Origin of the sequence: Bacillus sp. 204(2023) (genome assembly GCF_037027505.1) — a bacterium.
Classification (GTDB): domain Bacteria; phylum Bacillota; class Bacilli; order Bacillales; family Bacillaceae; genus Bacillus; species Bacillus subtilis.
In genome coordinates, this window is the sequence record NZ_JAXCHE010000001.1 from 113,981 (window position 1) to 131,890 (window position 17,910).

General features: G+C 46.4%; 17 protein-coding genes and 1 pseudogene. 12 read left to right on the forward strand and 6 right to left on the reverse strand.

Features of this window, described 5'->3' with window-relative positions:
* The first annotated feature begins 17 nt into the window (after positions 1–17).
* From WA279_RS00580 to WA279_RS00610, 7 genes are all read left to right on the forward strand, one after another.
* The gene (locus WA279_RS00580; RefSeq protein WP_336153852.1) at positions 18–1,319 is read left to right on the forward strand and encodes an ABC transporter substrate-binding protein; all 1,302 of its coding nucleotides are present in this window, start codon (positions 18–20) and stop codon (positions 1,317–1,319) included.
* A gap of 35 nt (positions 1,320–1,354) precedes the next feature.
* The gene (locus WA279_RS00585) at positions 1,355–2,296 is read left to right on the forward strand and encodes a carbohydrate ABC transporter permease (protein ID WP_003229507.1); all 942 of its coding nucleotides are present in this window, start codon (positions 1,355–1,357) and stop codon (positions 2,294–2,296) included.
* A complete protein-coding gene (araQ, locus tag WA279_RS00590; protein ID WP_122895564.1) occupies positions 2,297–3,142 on the forward strand; it encodes an arabinose ABC transporter permease AraQ in 846 nt (281 codons plus the stop codon).
* A gap of 18 nt (positions 3,143–3,160) precedes the next feature.
* Entirely contained in the window at positions 3,161–4,663 is a 1,503-nt protein-coding gene (gene abfA / locus WA279_RS00595; RefSeq protein WP_336153855.1) for an alpha-L-arabinofuranosidase AbfA, read from the forward strand.
* A 151-nt stretch (positions 4,664–4,814) separates the two neighbouring features.
* On the forward strand, positions 4,815–6,611 hold the full coding sequence (gene cstA, locus WA279_RS00600; RefSeq protein ID WP_163138227.1) for a carbon starvation protein CstA: 1,797 nt from the start codon (positions 4,815–4,817) through the stop codon (positions 6,609–6,611).
* Positions 6,554–6,742 carry a hypothetical protein gene (locus tag WA279_RS00605; RefSeq protein ID WP_100506469.1) on the forward strand — a complete coding sequence of 63 codons (189 nt, stop codon included), beginning with the start codon at positions 6,554–6,556 and terminating at the stop codon, positions 6,740–6,742. Before cstA ends, WA279_RS00605 begins: the two co-directional genes overlap by 58 nt.
* Entirely contained in the window at positions 6,657–7,025 is a 369-nt protein-coding gene (locus WA279_RS00610) for a VOC family protein (protein ID WP_336154391.1), read from the forward strand. Before WA279_RS00605 ends, WA279_RS00610 begins: the two co-directional genes overlap by 86 nt.
* 38 nt (positions 7,026–7,063) lie before the next feature.
* Here the strand turns inward: WA279_RS00610 and WA279_RS00615 are convergent, their stop codons facing one another.
* The 4 genes from WA279_RS00615 to sspI all read right to left on the reverse strand — a co-directional run bounded on the left by WA279_RS00615 (position 7,064) and on the right by sspI (position 11,301).
* Entirely contained in the window at positions 7,064–8,398 is a 1,335-nt protein-coding gene (locus WA279_RS00615; protein ID WP_336153858.1) for a (Fe-S)-binding protein, read from the reverse strand.
* Positions 8,395–9,807 (reverse strand): glycolate oxidase subunit GlcD, encoded by a 1,413-nt coding sequence (gene glcD, locus WA279_RS00620; RefSeq protein WP_336153859.1) that lies wholly within the window; start codon positions 9,805–9,807, stop codon positions 8,395–8,397. The genes WA279_RS00615 and glcD overlap by 4 nt, the downstream gene beginning before the upstream one ends.
* A 102-nt stretch (positions 9,808–9,909) precedes the next feature.
* Positions 9,910–11,016: a CdaR family transcriptional regulator gene (locus tag WA279_RS00625; protein ID WP_336153861.1), complete on the reverse strand. Its 1,107-nt coding sequence runs from the start codon at positions 11,014–11,016 to the stop codon at positions 9,910–9,912.
* A gap of 69 nt (positions 11,017–11,085) precedes the next feature.
* On the reverse strand, positions 11,086–11,301 hold the full coding sequence (gene sspI, locus WA279_RS00630; RefSeq protein ID WP_021480275.1) for a small acid-soluble spore protein SspI: 216 nt from the start codon (positions 11,299–11,301) through the stop codon (positions 11,086–11,088).
* 118 nt (positions 11,302–11,419) lie between these two features.
* Here sspI and WA279_RS00635 point away from each other — a divergent pair, with 118 nt between their 5' ends.
* A complete protein-coding gene (locus tag WA279_RS00635; RefSeq protein ID WP_336153865.1) occupies positions 11,420–12,166 on the forward strand; it encodes a TrmH family RNA methyltransferase in 747 nt (248 codons plus the stop codon).
* A 66-nt stretch (positions 12,167–12,232) separates the two neighbouring features.
* Here the strand turns inward: WA279_RS00635 and WA279_RS00640 are convergent.
* Positions 12,233–12,438: pseudogene (locus WA279_RS00640) on the reverse strand (hypothetical protein).
* A gap of 81 nt (positions 12,439–12,519) precedes the next feature.
* Between WA279_RS00640 and pheS the strand changes: the two are divergent.
* Together pheS and pheT are read left to right on the forward strand one after the other, a co-directional pair.
* Entirely contained in the window at positions 12,520–13,554 is a 1,035-nt protein-coding gene (gene pheS, locus WA279_RS00645; protein ID WP_004398818.1) for a phenylalanine--tRNA ligase subunit alpha, read from the forward strand.
* Between the two features lie 15 nt (positions 13,555–13,569).
* Positions 13,570–15,984, forward strand: a complete 2,415-nt coding sequence (pheT, locus tag WA279_RS00650; protein WP_336153866.1) for a phenylalanine--tRNA ligase subunit beta — start codon at positions 13,570–13,572, stop codon at positions 15,982–15,984.
* Between the two features lie 35 nt (positions 15,985–16,019).
* Here pheT and rnhC read toward each other — a convergent pair whose 3' ends face one another.
* A complete protein-coding gene (gene rnhC / locus WA279_RS00655) occupies positions 16,020–16,961 on the reverse strand; it encodes a ribonuclease HIII (protein ID WP_336153868.1) in 942 nt (313 codons plus the stop codon).
* A gap of 133 nt (positions 16,962–17,094) precedes the next feature.
* Here rnhC and zapA point away from each other — a divergent pair, with 133 nt between their 5' ends.
* Both zapA and WA279_RS00665 read left to right on the forward strand, forming a co-directional pair.
* Positions 17,095–17,352: a cell division protein ZapA gene (gene zapA / locus WA279_RS00660; RefSeq protein WP_003229534.1), complete on the forward strand. Its 258-nt coding sequence runs from the start codon at positions 17,095–17,097 to the stop codon at positions 17,350–17,352.
* Between the two features lie 6 nt (positions 17,353–17,358).
* Positions 17,359–17,892: a CvpA family protein gene (locus WA279_RS00665; protein WP_003229537.1), complete on the forward strand. Its 534-nt coding sequence runs from the start codon at positions 17,359–17,361 to the stop codon at positions 17,890–17,892.
* The last annotated feature ends 18 nt before the right edge of the window (positions 17,893–17,910 follow it).

Consider the following 17,910-nt stretch of genomic DNA (forward strand, 5'->3'; position numbering starts at 1 on the left):
TGGAAGGGGTAACGCAGATGAAAAAAATGACTGTCTGTTTTCTTGTGCTCATGATGCTGCTGACATTAGTCATTGCCGGGTGTTCAGCAGAAAGATCATCCGGGAAGTCGGGTGAAACCGAGCTGACCTTTTGGACATTTAACGGACTTCATGAGCAGTTCTATGTAGAAATGGTGAAGGAATGGAATGAAAAATATCCTGACCGCAAAATTAAGCTGAATACAGTCGTTTATCCGTATGGACAAATGCACGATAACTTGTCTATCTCCTTAATTGCAGGAGAAGGCGTCCCTGATATTGCCGATGTCGAATTGGCCCGTTTTTCAAACTTTTTGAAGGGCTCTGACATACCGCTTGCCGACTTGACTCCGCTGATTGAAAAGGACCGCGATAAATTCGTTGAGGCGCGGCTGACCCTGTACAGCAAAAACGGAAAGCTTTACGGACTCGATACACATGTAGGGACAACGGTCATGTTTTATAACATGGATGTGATGAAAAAAGCCGGCGTCAATCCTGACGATATTAAAACATGGGATGATTACCATAAAGCCGGACAGAAAGTGCGCAAAGTGACCGGGAAGCCGATGGGAACGGTGGAAACAAATGATTCCGCAACGTTCTTATCTATGATTTCACAGCAAAACTCAGGCTATTTTGATAAAAACGGCAAGCTGATCCTCAATAATGACACCAACGTAAAAACACTCCAATATTTAAAAGACATGATCAATGATAAAACGATGATTCCTGCGCCGGGCGGCGGGCATCACAGTGAAGAATACTACGGCTTTATGAACCAAGGAGGAGCTGCTTCAGTCCTCATGCCGATTTGGTATATGGGAAGATTTATCGATTATATGCCTGATCTGAAAGGGAAGATTGCCATCAGGCCGCTCCCGGCATGGAAAGAGGGAGGCGACCGCTCGGCAGGTTTGGGCGGTACGGCAACCGTTGTGCCGAAGCAAGCCAAGCATGTTGAGTTAGCAAAAGAGTTTTTAGCCTTTGCGAAGGGCTCTAAAGAAGGAAACAAAAAGCTCTGGAGCGTACTTGGGTTTGACCCGCTTCGCTGGGATGTCTGGAGCTCCAAGGAATTGAAAGAGAAAAACAAATACACGGATTACTTCCAAAACGGAACAGGCATTTTTTCTGTGCTGCTCGATATCAAGGATGAAATCAATCCGATTTATTTACATGAGGATTTTGCCAAGGCTTCAGACCTTGTCAACAGAAGCGTGTTGTTCGACGCACTTAAATCTCAGCAAAAAACGCCTAAACAAGCCTTGGACAGAGCGGCAGGTGAACTGAAACAGAAATAGAATCCCATTCAAAAAGTGAAAGCGGGGAGGTTCTCATGAAACCTGTGAAAACAGGAACGGTTCATCCCGTTCCTTCAGCTGCGAAACAATCAGGCTGGCGAGATCTGTTTTATTCAAAAAAAGCGGCGCCCTATCTGTTTACAGCGCCATTCGTTTTATCCTTTCTCGTATTTTTTCTATACCCCATCATTAGTGTCTTCATCATGAGCTTCCAAAGAATTTTGCCGGGAGAGGTGTCCTTTGTCGGTTTGTCTAATTATACAGCGCTAAACAACCCGACGTTCTATACCGCCCTTTGGAATACGCTGGAATACACCTTTTGGACGCTGATCGTGCTGATTCCTGTCCCATTGCTTCTAGCCATATTCCTGAATTCAAAGCTGGTCAAATTTAGAAATATATTTAAATCAGCATTATTTATCCCGGCATTGACCTCAACCATTGTCGCGGGGATCATTTTTCGGCTGATCTTCGGAGAAATGGAAACGTCTCTGGCCAATTCCATCCTACTCAAACTCGGCTTTTCACCTCAGAACTGGATGAACAATGAACATACCGGCATGTTTTTGATGGTGCTGCTTGCTTCATGGAGATGGATGGGAATCAACATCCTTTACTTTTTAGCCGGTTTGCAAAATGTGCCGAAAGAGCTGTATGAAGCCGCTGATATAGACGGCGCGAATACAATGAAAAAATTTCTGCACATCACGCTGCCGTTTCTCAAGCCTGTAACCGTATATGTGCTGACCATCAGCATCATCGGCGGCTTCAGGATGTTTGAGGAAAGCTACGTCCTTTGGCAGAATAATTCCCCGGGTAATATTGGTCTGACGCTTGTCGGATATTTGTATCAGCAGGGACTTGCCTACAATGAAATGGGATACGGAGCGGCCATCGGCATTGTGCTTTTGATTGTGATCCTTGTTGTCAGCCTGATTTCATTAAAGCTGTCAGGCTCGTTTAAGGGGGAGGGATAAATGTTGCGGCACAGTCCTCAGTTTAGCGTTTATAGAATTGCGCTAACCCTGTTTTTTATTATGCTGAGCCTATTGTATCTTTTTCCGATTTTCTGTTTGCTTTTAGGATCATTAAAGCCGTCATCTGAGCTTTTGCGTGTGGGGCTGAATCTTGATATTGATCCAAAAGTGATGAGTTTTGATAACTACACATTTCTGTTTAATGGCGGCAGCATTTATTTCAAATGGTTTTTTAACAGTCTTGTACTCGGGCTTTTCACGACCGTGCTCACTCTGTTTTTTTCTTCGATGATCGGGTACGGGCTTGCGGTTTATGATTTTAAGGGCAGAAACATCATCTTTGTTCTTGTGCTGATTATCATGATGGTTCCGCTGGAAGTGATGATGCTTCCACTGTTTAAGCTTACCGTTGGACTGCACTTGATCGATTCATATACGGGTGTCATATTGCCGTTTATCGTTTCACCTGTTGCCGTTTTCTTTTTCAGGCAATATGCTCTTGGCCTTCCAAGAGATCTGCTGGACTCTGCAAGGATGGACGGCTGTACGGAATTCGGCATCTTTTTCAGGATTATGGCACCGCTGATGAAACCGGCTTTCGGCGCGATGATTATCCTCCAGTCCTTAAACAGCTGGAACAACTTCTTATGGCCGCTGATTGTGCTTCGGTCGAAAGAAATGTTTACGCTTCCAATAGGGCTGTCCAGCTTGCTGAGCCCTTATGGAAATAATTACGACATGCTTATATCCGGCTCAGTATTTGCGATTTTGCCGGTGATTATCATTTTCTTGTTTTTCCAAAAGTACTTTATCTCCGGCCTGACGGTAGGGGGAGTCAAAGGTTAATGAAGGAGGAAACGTGTGATGAAAAAAGCGCGAATGATTGTAGACAAAGAATATAAAATCGGTGAAGTAGATAAACGGATTTATGGCTCATTTATCGAACATATGGGTCGTGCGGTATATGAAGGCATATATGAGCCTGATCACCCTGAAGCGGATGAAGATGGATTTAGAAAAGATGTCCAGTCGCTGATCAAAGAATTGCAGGTTCCCATCATCCGCTATCCGGGCGGAAACTTTTTATCCGGATACAACTGGGAGGACGGTGTCGGACCAGTCGAAAACCGCCCGAGACGGCTTGACTTGGCATGGCAAACGACAGAAACCAATGAAGTGGGAACAAATGAATTTTTATCTTGGGCAAAAAAGGTGAACACTGAGGTCAATATGGCCGTCAACCTTGGCACAAGAGGCATAGATGCCGCCCGTAATCTCGTTGAATATTGCAACCATCCGAAAGGCTCTTACTGGAGTGATTTAAGAAGATCGCAAGGCTATGAACAGCCGTATGGCATCAAAACATGGTGCTTAGGAAACGAAATGGATGGACCGTGGCAGATCGGCCACAAAACAGCTGATGAATACGGACGGCTTGCTGCAGAGACAGCAAAGGTCATGAAGTGGGTTGACCCATCAATTGAACTCGTTGCCTGCGGCAGCTCAAACAGCGGCATGCCGACCTTTATCGATTGGGAAGCGAAGGTGCTGGAGCATACGTATGAGCATGTCGACTATATCTCTCTTCACACCTACTACGGAAACCGGGATAACAATCTGCCAAACTACTTGGCACGTTCTATGGATTTGGATCATTTTATCAAATCAGTCGCTGCGACCTGTGACTATGTAAAAGCAAAAACACGCAGCAAGAAAACAATCAATCTTTCTCTGGATGAATGGAACGTCTGGTACCACTCAAATGAGGCTGATAAAAAAGTCGAGCCGTGGATCACTGCGCGTCCGATTTTAGAGGATATTTACAATTTTGAAGATGCCTTATTAGTCGGCTCGCTCCTCATTACGATGCTGCAGCACGCAGACCGTGTGAAAATTGCGTGTCTTGCACAGCTTGTCAATGTCATCGCGCCGATCATGACGGAAAAAGGCGGTGAAGCATGGAGACAGCCGATTTTCTATCCATACATGCATGCTTCTGTTTATGGAAGGGGCGAGTCACTGAAACCGCTTATTTCTTCTCCGAAGTACGACTGTTCTGATTTCACTGATGTGCCATATGTTGATGCTGCTGTTGTGTACTCTGAAAAGGAAGAAACCCTCACTATTTTTGCGGTAAACAAGGCTGAGGATCAGATGGAGACGGAGATTTCGCTCAGAGGCTTTGAATCCTACCAAATCGCAGAGCACATCGTACTTGAGCATCAGGATATCAAAGCGACAAACCAGCATAACAGAAAAAATGTCGTTCCGCATTCCAACGGAACATCGTCTGTCAGCGAAAACGGCTTAACTGCTCATTTCACGCCGCTTTCCTGGAATGTGATCCGCCTGAAAAAACAGTCATAAGAGAAGCTAAGCCGGAGATTTCTCTCCGGCTTGTCTTTCAACTGCCACGAGCCGGCCCGTTCAAGCCGGCTTTTTGTATAGGAAAAAATGACCGCTTTTCACCATGAAATTATGATATATTTATGAAAAACAGCAAAGGGGATGGGAGAAAATGAATGCGGTTACAATTGTGATAGCATCAATGTGTATTTTGGCTATTGCCTATCGTTTATACGGAACATTTATGATGGTGAAGGTTCTCAAAGTGAATGATGACAAGCCAACACCTGCTCATGCGCTTGAGGATGGGAAAGACTATGTGCCTACAAATAAATGGGTTTCGTTCGGCCACCACTTTGCCGCGATCGCAGCGGCCGGGCCGCTGGTCGGACCAATTCTGGCGGCGCAGTTTGGCTATTTGCCGGGATTATTGTGGCTGTTAATCGGGGCGGTAATTGGGGGAGCCGTCCATGATATTGTGGTGTTGTTTGCATCGATGCGCAAAAACGGAAAATCGCTGTCGGAAGTGGCAAAGGATGAGCTTGGCCCTGTTGCAGGATTTTGTACAGGACTGTCCATGCTGTTTATCATCACGATCACAATGGCGGGTCTGTCGATGGTTGTCTTGCATGCGCTTGAACGTAATCCATGGGGAACATTTGCGGTAGGGATTACGATTCCGATTGCGATGGGTGTGGGCTTATTTTATAAGAAAACGGGAAATTTAAAGCTCGCTTCAACGGTCGGCTTTCTCTTTTTAATGGCAGGAGTCTTTATCGGTCCATGGGTACAGACTACAGCGCTCGGTGACTTTTTAACGCTAGATACAAAAACGCTTTCAATCGCGCTTCCTGTTTATGCGTTTTTTGCGGCTGCGCTTCCCGTTTGGCTGCTTCTTGCTCCGCGTGATTATTTAAGCAGCTTTATGAAAATCGGTGTTTTTATCGCTTTGATTGTTGGTGTGTTTGTCGTCAATCCGTCCATTCCGTTTCCTGCGTTTACAGAATTCGTAAAAGGCGGCGGGCCGGTGCTGGCAGGACCTGTCTGGCCGTTTATCTCAATAACCATCGCCTGCGGGGCGATCTCTGGGTTCCATGCCTTTGTCGGCTCAGGAACGACACCGAAAATGCTGAATAAATGGAGTGACATGAAGCCGGTTGCGTTTGGCGCAATGCTTGTTGAGTGTCTTGTCGGCATCATGGCGCTGATTGCAGCGACCGCTTTACAGCCTGCTGATTACTTTGCGATTAACAGCACGCCTGAGGTTTTCCGTACGCTTGGCATGAATGTCGTACATTTGCCTGAATTGAGCAGGGAAATCGGTTTGGACTTAGAAGGAAGAACAGGGGGAGCCGTCACGCTTGCGGTGGGGATGACTTATATTTTTACCGGAATGCCGTTTTTCAGCCATTTGGCCTCATACTTTTTCCAATTTGTCATTATGTTTGAAGCGGTCTTTATTTTAACAGCGATTGACGCCGGCACACGCGTCGCCCGTTATTTGATCCAGGATTTCTTCGGGGAGGTGTATAAGCCGCTGAAGAAAACAGACTGGATTCCGGGCTCTGTATTTGCCAGCGCGCTTGCCTGTTTGATGTGGGGGTACTTGCTGTATTCAGGAGATATCGGTTCCATTTGGGCGCTGTTCGGCGTTTCTAATCAGCTGATGGCTTCAGTGGGGCTGATTATCGGAGCGACCATCGTGCTGAAAATCGCTGATAAACGCCGATACATTCTGACTTGCCTTATCCCGCTTGCCTATTTATATGTCACTGTCAATTATGCGGGCTATTGGATGGTGCGCAATGTGTATCTCAATCCTGAAGCAGCAGGATATAGTGTATTGAATGGCGTATTATCTATCATCATGCTGGTGTTAGGCTTCATTATTATCGTGGCGGCTGTGAAAAAATGGGCGCAGATGTGGAAAGATCCGAGCTTAAGGATGGAAGCGTCTATACCGGGCTAGAAGGACTATTGAAAATGCTGAGGGGGGTTGGCAATGAATCTATCAATGAAATATCTTATTCTATACGTATCGGACAGCAAGCGGGCTATTCATTTTTACCGGGATATTTTAGGACTGCCGATTCGTGCTGAACACGGAACGTATATCGAGTTTGATACAGGGTCTACGATATTGGCGCTTAATACGCGGGAAAGCGCCAGAGACATCACGGCGCTGGACATTCCGGATACATCTGCTTCAAACACATTTGAAATCGGGTTTGTTACTGAAAATGTAGAAGCGGTCATCAAAAGGATGAGAGAACAAGGCGTATCGATTATCGGGGAGCCGAAAGTGAAACCATGGGGGCAGACGGTCGCCTATATCGCTGATCCGGAAGGACATTATATCGAAATTTGCAGTCCGATGGAATAACGCACAAAAGCCCAAAACAGTGTCTGTTTTGGGCTTTCTCATGATGTTTTGTGCCTGGCTGCTTCCAATAGCAGATCAGCCAGGTGAACGGCTCTGACTTTACCGCTTAGTCCTTCGCGTTCAATCCCGAGCTTCATCTGCAGCAGGCAGCCGGGATTTGCTGTTACAATGAGGATCGCTTCGGTTGCTTTGACGGCAGCCATTTTGCTGTCCAGTATTTTCATAGACATTTCAGCTTCGACGATGTTGTAAATTCCCGCTGACCCGCAGCAGCTGTCTGCTTTCTCCATTTCTTTGAATTCAGCCCCTTTGATGCTTTTAAGAAGCTGGCGGGGCTCAAGCGACGTATGCATTACATTTCTTAGGTGGCATGAATCTTGGTAGGTAACGACCTGAGGTGTCTCGAGCGCTAAGTCCATTTGATGGAAATCGAGTTCAACCAAAACGGAAGAAAAATCCTTCAGCTTTTGAACAAAAGCGGCGGCCCGCTCCGACCACTCAGGGTCATCCTTCAGCAAATGATCATATTCAGTGAGAAAGGCTCCGCATCCTCCTGCGTTTGTAATGACTGCATCCACGTCTAATGCTTCGAAAGCAGCGATATTTTGTTTCGCGAGCTCTTTCCCTGTGTTTTTTTCACCGCTGTGTCCATGAAGCGCCCCGCAGCAAGACTGTTCAGGCGGAATGACAATGTCGCAGCCTGCCAGCTGTAAAAGCTTCAATGTGGCGTTATTGGTCGGTAAAAACATTGTATCCATTAAGCAGCCCGAAAAAAAGGCGACCCGTTTTTTCATGGGGCCAATGGAAGGCAGGAAACGCGGCCGATGTTTCATGTCTTTGCTTTTTGGAACATCAGGAAGAACAGCTTCCATCGTCCGCAAATGCTCAGGCAGGACCCGAAGCATGCCTGATTTTCGCACAGCGGTTTGCAGCCCTGACCGCTGATATAAACCGATAAGGCTTACAGCTGAGCGCATGCGGTTTTGATGCGGAAACAGCTCGTGAAAAGCCGTCTTTCGCATGACACGTTCACCAAGCGAGTGTTTTTTATTTTGGTGGATAATATCTCTGGCTTCCTCAAGCAGCTGCCCGTATTTCACGCCAGACGGGCATACGGGCTCACAGGCGCGGCAGCCGAGGCAAAGTGACAGCGACCGTTCGACATCTTCATCCGGTTCAATCATACCGTCGGCTACGGCTTTCATTAAGGCGATACGCCCGCGCGGAGAGTGTGTTTCCTGAAATCCCGATTCGATATAGGTCGGACAGGAAGGAAGACAGAAGCCGCAGCGCATACAATTTAATAACTCGCCTTCATCCATACGCTCTTTAAATTCATTTTGGATCTGTTTCATTTCTTTTTCTGTTGTCATCTTTCCGCCACCACACGTTTTCTGGCATCTTTCGCAAACACTTTGCCCGGATTTAATATGTTCCGGGGGTCAAATGCCGCTTTCAACGCTTTCATCGCATCAATGCCTTCTTTTTTCAGCTTCATTTCCAAGTAAGGCGCTTTCATTTCCCCGACTCCGTGCTCTCCGGTTATCGTCCCGCCAAGTTCAATCGCTTTCTCAAAAATCTCGGCAAAAGCCTGTTCGACACGTTCCATTTCATCCTCATTTCTTATGTCTGTCGTGCATGTCGGGTGAAGGTTCCCGTCTCCCGCATGGCCAAAGGTGCAGATGGAAATATCATATTTAGCAGCAATATCATTAATCGCTTTAACCATATTGGCGATTTCTGAGCGAGGAACGGTCGCATCCTCTAAAATCGTCGTCGGCTTGAGGCGGGCTAGGGCAGAAAGTGCAGAACGCCGGGCTTCAGTCAGGGCAAACGCTTCCTCCTCTGTTTGTGCGGTCTGAACGGAAACGGCGTCGCCTTTTTTGCAAATCGCCTCAATCTTTTCCATATCCCGTGCCACGATTTCAAGCGGTCCGTCTTGCTCAATTAATAGAACCGCCTTTGCGTTTGTCGGCAGTCCGATTTTGGCATAATCCTCAATCACCAATAGTGTAGGCTGGTCGAGAAATTCAAGCGTGGCGGGTATGATTTTTGCGGCAATGATGTCTGATACCGTTTGAGCAGCGGCATCGATATTTTCATATAGGGCAAGCAGCGTCTTTTTTGTTTCCGGCTTTGGAACGAGCTTGACGATTGCCTCTGTCACAATGCCGAGTGTTCCTTCTGAGCCGACAAAAAGACGTGTGAGATCGTATCCGGCCACATCCTTTGCGAGTTTTCCGCCGGTGCGGATGATGTCACCATTTGCGAGCACAACCTCCAGTCCAATAACATAGTCGCGGGTGACGCCGTATTTTAATCCGCGGAGCCCGCCGGAATTTTCATTGATGTTTCCGCCCATGGTTGATATTTTCATAGAACTCGGGTCAGGCGGATAAAACAAACCTTTGCTTTCAACTGCCCGGATCATATCCAGCGTAATGACTCCCGGCTGAACTGTGGCAGTTAAATTTTCTTCATCAATCTCAAGAATCCGGTTCATGTGCTTAAAGAGAAGCACAAGTCCGCCTTCAGTCGGGCACGTGCCGCCGCACAGGTTTGTCCCTGATCCTCTTGGAACGATCGGCACTCGATGTTCGCTGCAAATTGTTAAAATGCGTGATACTTCATCAGTATTCCTCGGAGCAATCACGGCATCAGGCATAGACTGATACTGAGGCGTCGCATCATATGAATAGACGAGACGGCCGGCATTCGAGTCATCAAAGTTTTCTGGTCCGGAGACCCGAATCAGCTGTTCCTTTACATCCTTGGTGATCATTTCACCCATCCCCCTGTCAAAAAACGCTTTCAATCTATTGTAAAAGAAAAAAAGCAAAGCCTTCCATGGAGAAACATACAAAAAATGAAACTGAAACTCTCTCTATTTTGTATCTTGATCTAAAAAATAGAGTGCGACGTACATCGTGACGACGTCCTCGGTACGGTCAAAACGTAAACCCGTCAGCTGTTCAGCCTTAGACAGACGATAACGCAATGTATTGATGTGTATATGCATGTCTTCAGCGGTTTGTTTCAAAGACAAATCGTGATGAAAAAAAGTCCGTATCGTATTCATAAGTTCCTGATGCTCTAGCGCCTCTCCTAATACTCTTTGCGGAAATTCGTTTCGGGTTCCCGGGCTGATCTCCGTCAGACACATATCAAGCTTCAGATCCTCTTCAAATATGGGCGTTTTTCGCTTAAGGCTGACAGCCAGCGCTTTTTCCGCTTGCTCGTATGACTCTGTCAGGCTGGAGCTTGCGACAGCCCTTCCGGCGCCAGCTGCTGTATATTGGCTGCTTGCGGTATTGGCAAACGAACAAATGTGAAGGATTTTCCGTAAAAGCTGATCCCTTTGTTCATGCTGCGGCACTTCATGATTAATCAAAATCCGTTCATTTCCCCACCTGATGAACAAATCCGCAGGGTACGAGGATTTCCAGCTGCGTGCCATTTGTTCAATATCATGACGTGACCACTCATACCCCTGAATCAGAATCATTTGGCGCCGGGAGGAAAGGTCAACACCAAGAAGCTGAGCTTTCTCAAGAAAACTGGGAGACCACTCCTTTAGTTGCAGCCAATCGATCATAAAGGACTCCAGCATTCTCTCACGCCACTGGGATTGCTCTAAGTGCCGCGATTCCTTAATGAACAGCTCTGTCATTTTTCGAAGCAGTTCTCCGAATGGCTGAATCTCTGCAGGCTCACCTGTCAGCCCGAAGACGGCGATCACATCATGGTCAAAAAATACAGGGAGGTTTATGCCTGCTTTCACTCCTTTTAACCTTGTTTCATCTTCTTTTGTAATAATCACGCTGCGTCTTTCTTTTGCGCAGATAAGCGCTCCCTCATGAAATTGTCCGACACGCTCATCGTTTGTGCCTGCCATAATAAGACCGTCCGTGTTTACAATAATGACTTCACGTTCGTACATTTTTTTAACTTCAGCAATAATTTTTTTCGCTAATAACGGCTGTAAAAACATGGCGTTCCCCCTCATCATGTTTTTATTATATAAGACATGAAACCGGGCGCTGTCACCCGGTTTCATGTCTTATTCGGCGGGTTTTAATCCGCCTTCAAGCGTTTTCAGCATTTCGTTTTTCTCACTTTCGGATGCGTGCTGCCAAATGACTTCGAATAAAACGCCGAGCCCTGGAAGCATTTTTTCTTCACCGCTTTGAATCGCATCTACGATTGTATGCTCAAGCTGCTCCTGATTATTGCCGGTGACATTGGAGATGACGGCATGACGTAAATTAAGATCCATGTAAAACGCTCCTTTTTCTAAAATGTAATACGTATATTCTAACCCTGCACCTGGTTTATTATGTGCTGTTCTTGCGATATAATAACATCATGTTAAAAAAAGGAGCGCCACATAGACAGTGAAACAAATAGAATCGGCAAAAAACCAAAAAGTGAAGGATTGGAAAAAGCTTCACACAAAAAAAGAACGAACAAAAACAAATACATTTCTGATAGAGGGAGAACACCTCGTTGAAGAGGCGTTGAAAAGCCCGGGCATTGTGAAAGAAATCCTTGTAAAGGATGAAACGAGGATTCCTTCAGATCTTGAGACTGGTATCCAGTGCTATATGCTGAGTGAAGATGCGTTTTCAGCTGTGACTGAAACCGAAACGCCGCAGCAGATTGCCGCTGTGTGCCATATGCCTAAAGAAAAGCTGGCAACGGCACGCAAGGTGCTGCTGATTGACGCTGTTCAAGATCCGGGAAACCTTGGCACAATGATTCGAACGGCTGATGCGGCCGGTTTGGATGCGGTTGTACTCGGTGACGGCACGGCGGACGCCTTTAACGGAAAAACACTGCGATCTGCTCAAGGATCTCACTTCCATATTCCTGTTGTGAGAAGAAACCTGCCTTCATATGTGGACGAATTGAAGGCAGAGGGCGTAAAAGTATACGGCACGGCGTTGCAAAACGGAGCGCCTTACCAGGAGATCCCTCAGTCTGAATTCTTTGCGCTCATTGTAGGAAATGAAGGTGCAGGGGTGGATGCTGCATTGCTGGAAAAAACGGATTTGAACCTGTATGTGCCGCTTTACGGACAGGCTGAATCACTAAACGTTGCGGTTGCGGCTGCCATCCTCGTGTATCACTTGCGAGGATAGTGTTGCGCCAAGCGTTGGATTTCTCTATAATAGAACATAATATTTCAAAAACCGTGACAGAGGACCTCAATTTCTGATCAACTGCTTTCCAGGGAGAAAATGCCGCTGACTGAGAGCATTTTTAACGCAGCCGGAAATTGGCTTCACCTCTTGAGTTGTCGCCGGGACCGTGCACATGCGCGTAAAGGTGAACCGGAATCTGATTCCGTTATGTCAATGAAGCTGACGACAGCATCAGTCTGTCTGAAATAAGGGTGGTACCGCGGCCACAACTCGTCCCTTGTACAAGGGACGGGTTTTTTTTATTTTCCAAAGACATATGACGGTTTGTTTACATAAAAGGAGGATGCAAAATGGAAGAAAAGCTAAAACAGCTGGAACAAGAAGCTTTAGAACAAGTAGAAGCGGCAAGCTCATTGAAGGTTGTCAATGATATTCGGGTGCAATATCTCGGAAAAAAAGGGCCGATTACAGAAGTGCTGCGCGGAATGGGCAAGCTTTCTGCTGAGGAACGTCCAAAAATGGGGGCGCTCGCGAACGAAGTAAGGGAGCGTATTGCCAATGCGATTGCTGACAAAAACGAGAAGCTTGAAGAAGAGGAAATGAAACAGAAGCTTGCAGGACAGACAATTGACGTCACGCTGCCGGGGAACCCTGTTGCAGTCGGCGGCCGCCATCCGCTCACTGTTGTCATTGAAGAAATTGAAGATTTATTTATCGGTATGGGCTACACAGTCGAGGAAGGGCCAGAGGTTGAAACGGATTACTACAACTTCGAATCGCTCAATCTTCCGAAAGAACACCCAGCGCGCGATATGCAGGACAGCTTTTACATCACAGAGGAAACTTTGATGAGAACGCAAACTTCTCCTGTCCAAACACGGACGATGGAAAAGCATGAAGGCAAAGGTCCCGTTAAAATCATTTGCCCGGGTAAAGTATATCGCCGTGATAACGATGATGCGACGCACTCTCACCAATTTATGCAAATTGAAGGGCTTGTCGTTGACAAAAACATCAGCATGAGTGATTTAAAAGGAACGCTTGAACTCGTTGCGAAAAAAATGTTCGGGCAAGACCGCGAAATCAGACTCCGTCCAAGCTTCTTTCCGTTTACTGAGCCTTCAGTAGAAGTGGATGTGACATGCTTTAAATGCGGTGGGAACGGCTGCTCAGTCTGTAAAGGAACAGGCTGGATTGAAATCCTCGGCGCCGGCATGGTTCACCCGAACGTGCTTAAAATGGCTGGCTTTGATCCGAAGGAATATCAGGGCTTCGCATTCGGAATGGGTGTTGAGCGCATCGCGATGCTGAAATACGGCATTGATGATATCCGCCACTTCTATACAAACGATGTCAGATTTATTTCGCAGTTTAAACAGGCGTAAGAGGAGGATGCAAGGATGTTTGTTTCTTATAAATGGTTAGAGGATTATGTTGATTTAAAAGGCATGGACCCGGCTGTTCTTGCTGAAAAAATTACAAGAGCCGGTATTGAGGTTGAAGGAATTGAATACAAAGGAGAAGGCATCAAAGGCGTTGTCATCGGCCATGTGCTGGAGCGCGAGCAGCACCCGAATGCTGATAAGCTGAATAAGTGCCTTGTGGATATCGGAGCTGAAGCCCCTGTACAAATCATTTGCGGCGCGCCGAATGTGGATAAAGGACAAAAAGTCGCGGTTGCAACAGTCGGAGCGGTGCTGCCGGGCAATTTCAAAATCAAAAAAGCTAAGCTTCGCGGTGAAGAATCAAACGGCATGATCTGTTCCTTACAGGAGCTTGGTATTGAAAGCAAACTTGTGGCGAAGAAGTATGCAGAAGGCATTTTCGTATTCCCGAATGACGCTGAAACAGGAAGCGATGCCTTAGCGGCTTTACAGCTTGACGATGCGATTCTTGAGCTGGGTTTAACGCCAAACCGCGCCGATGCCATGAACATGCTTGGTGTTGCTTACGAGGTTGCCGCGATTTTAGACACTGAGGTAAATCTTCTGCAAACGGATTACCCGGCTGCTTCAGAACAAGCGTCTGATTACATTTCAGTCAAAATTGAAGATCAAGAAGCGAACCCGCTGTACACTGCAAAAATCATTAAAAATGTCACGATTGCTCCGTCACCGCTTTGGATGCAGACAAAGCTGATGAATGCAGGCATTCGTCCGCACAACAACGTCGTTGACATCACAAATTTTGTCCTGTTGGAATACGGACAGCCGCTTCATGCGTTTGATTATGACAGATTTGGCTCTAAGGAAGTGGTAGTAAGAAAAGCAGCTGAGAATGAAATGATCGTAACTCTTGATGATCAAGAACGTAAGCTGTCCGCCGATCACCTTGTCATTACAAACGGAACGAAAGCGCAGGCCGTTGCGGGTGTCATGGGAGGAGCAGAGTCAGAGGTTCAGGAAGATACGAAAACGATTTTGCTTGAGGCAGCGTATTTCAACGGGCAGACGGTTCGCAAGGCTTCCAAAGACCTTGGTTTGAGAAGTGAATCAAGCGTAAGATTTGAAAAAGGAATTGATCCGGCGCGCGTACGTCTTGCAGCAGAACGGGCTGCGCAGCTGATCCATCTGTATGCCGGCGGTGAGGTGCTTGCAGGAACAGTTGAGGAAGATCACCTGACAATCGAAGCAAATAACATTCACGTATCTGCTGATAAAGTGAGCAGCGTTCTAGGCCTGACGATCAGTAAAGAAGAACTGATTAGCATTTATAAACGTCTCGGTTTTACGGTCGGTGAAGCGGGTGAACTTCTCGTTGTGACCGTCCCATCACGCCGCGGCGACATTACAATAGAAGAGGATTTAATCGAAGAAGCGGCAAGACTGTACGGCTACGATAACATTCCGTCTACGCTTCCTGAGACAGCGGGAACTACAGGCGGATTAACGCCATACCAGGCAAAACGCCGTAAAGTCAGACGCTTCCTTGAAGGCGCAGGCTTATCACAAGCCATCACTTACTCACTGACAAACGAGAAGAAAGCGGCAGCGTTTGCGATTGAAAAATCACTGAATACTGTGCTTGCGCTTCCAATGAGTGAAGAAAGAAGCATTCTCAGACACAGTCTTGTTCCGAATCTGCTTGATTCTGTTTCTTACAACCTCGCGAGGCAGACTGACTCAGTTGCACTGTACGAAGTCGGCTCCGTTTTCCTGACGAAGGAAGAGGACACAAAACCTGTTGAAACAGAACGCGTAGCAGGAGCTGTTACCGGGTTATGGCGCAAGCAGCTATGGCAGGGTGAAAAGAAACCAGTTGATTTCTTTGTTGTCAAAGGAATTGTGGAAGGGCTGTTAGACAAACTCAACGTCCTAGACAGCATTGAATTTGTACAGTCTGAACGCAAACAGCTGCATCCGGGCAGAACAGCGAACATTTTATTGAATGGTTCTCTGATCGGCTTCATCGGCCAAGTCCATCCTTCATTGGAAAAAGAACTGGATATAAAGGAAACATACGTATTTGAGCTCGATCTTCATGCGTTGCTTGCAGCAGAAACAGCACCTCTTGTTTACACGGCGATTCCGAAATATCCGTCTGTGACACGTGATATTGCTCTTGTAACAGATAAAACCGTCACAAGCGGACAGCTCGAGAGCGTCATTAAAGAGGCTGGCGGCAAGCTTCTGAAAGAGGTAACCGTCTTTGACGTATACGAAGGCGAACATATGGAGGAAGGCAAGAAGTCAGTCGCTTTCTCACTCCAGTATGTCAACCCTGAACAAACACTGACTGAAGAAGAAGTGACAAAAGCGCACAGCAAAGTGCTGAAAGCGTTAGAAGACACATATCAAGCTGTTTTAAGAGGCTGATAAAAAAGCTTGCAGAGAAATCTGCAAGCTTTTTTCTATGAGCGTTTTTTATCAGCAAGGCGCTGCGCTTTTTGCGTATTGGCGAAATGGAGTTTTGTAAAGGTTCTGAGTGCAGATGCCCCATTTTTGAGGATCAGCTTGGCGGCCGCTTCATCGACGTGCGGACCGGCCCCTTTTGGAAGCGTCATTCCTGCCGCGCGTGATAGTTTATCCATTTCCATTAAAAATGAATATCTTGCAATGATTGAAGCAGCAGCGACAGCCAGGTGAATACCTTCAGCTTTTGTGCTAAAATAGGTCCGCTCCTTCACAATGTCTCTGCCCTTTAAATGATTGAAGTAGACGCCTGGCTCAGCGAATTGGTCAATCAAAATGGCTTCAGGCTTTACTCCATCCAATTTTCTTAATAAATGTGTGATCGCCTGATTGTGCAGCAATGCTTTCATTTTCCCTTGGCTCATGCCTTTTTCCTGCATGCTGTTATACTTTTCATTCTTTAACACCAGCAGGCTGTACGGAATGGTTTTAATCAGGTTTCGGGCAATCTCGATGATTTGCGGATCTTTTAAATCTTTAGAATCCTTAACACCGAGTTCCTTCATTAAAGTAAGCATGGTTTTGTCGACGTACGCGCATACAACCGTCATTGGGCCAAAGTAATCTCCGGTTCCGACTTCGTCAGAACCGATAACAGACATTCCGGCGATATCTGCCGGAGGGGCATAGCGGGGATCAGCCGGCTTTTTGGCCGTTTTCTTCTTTTCCTGAGGCTCTGCTGTTCCCCAGCGCGCGGATTCTGCCGCAGCGTTTTTGCCTTGAAACAAGACCTTGCCGGATTTATATGCTGTAATGGTACAGCCGGGCGGTTTCGCCTGAAAAACGGCTCCCTGCGGAACAGAGGCTGTAAGTGAACCGCTGTACGTCATTTTCATTTGGTCAATAGCAGACAACGATACTTTTATCACTGAATGGGACACGTAATAATCTCCTTTTTTTACACTTTTCGCTGTATATACCAGTGTATCATAACAGCGGGAGGCTCGTCTTTCCATTCATTTAATAAACGTGTTATGATAAGAACTAGGATTCTCGCGGAATGGAGGAGAAACGTTGTCTGACGGCAAAAAAACAAAAACAACCGTTGACATTTACGGCCAGCACTTCACGATTGTCGGTGAAGAAAGCAGAGCCCATATGAGGTATGTCGCCGGAATTGTTGATGATAAAATGAGAGAAATCAATGAAAAAAATCCATACCTTGATATAAATAAACTTGCAGTGCTGACAGCGGTAAATGTGGTGCACGATTATGTCAAATTACAAGAGAAATGTGAAAAACTGGAGCGTCAGCTTAAAGAAAAGGATTGAACAACTATGCTAGATATCATCATCTTAATCTTGCTCCTGATGGGGACTTTACTGGGGTTAAAACGCGGTTTTATCCTGCAGTTTATCCGCTTGACGAGCTTTATTTTATCAATTGCCTTTGCGGCTTTATTCTATAAAAACGTGGCACCGCATTTGCATTGGATTCCCGCACCCGATTTTTCAGCGGGACAGCCGGCTCTTTCTTTTTTTACGGGGAATTTGGAAGCAGCGTACTATAATGCGATTGCGTTTATCGTTTTATTTATCATTGCTAAAATCTTACTGAGAATCATCGGCTCGTTCCTGAGTATTGTAGCCGGCATTCCGGTGATTAAACAAATCAACCAGATGCTGGGAGCCGTTCTCGGTTTTCTAGAAGTCTATTTATTTACATTTGTGCTGCTGTATGTCGCATCCGTTCTGCCGGTAGATGCGTTGCAGCAAATGATGGGGCAATCGTCTCTCGCAAATGTGATCATTAACCATACACCGTACTTGTCAGGGCTTTTACAAGAGCTGTGGACACAGTACGGGGCATAAAAAAACTTCTCTTGTCCG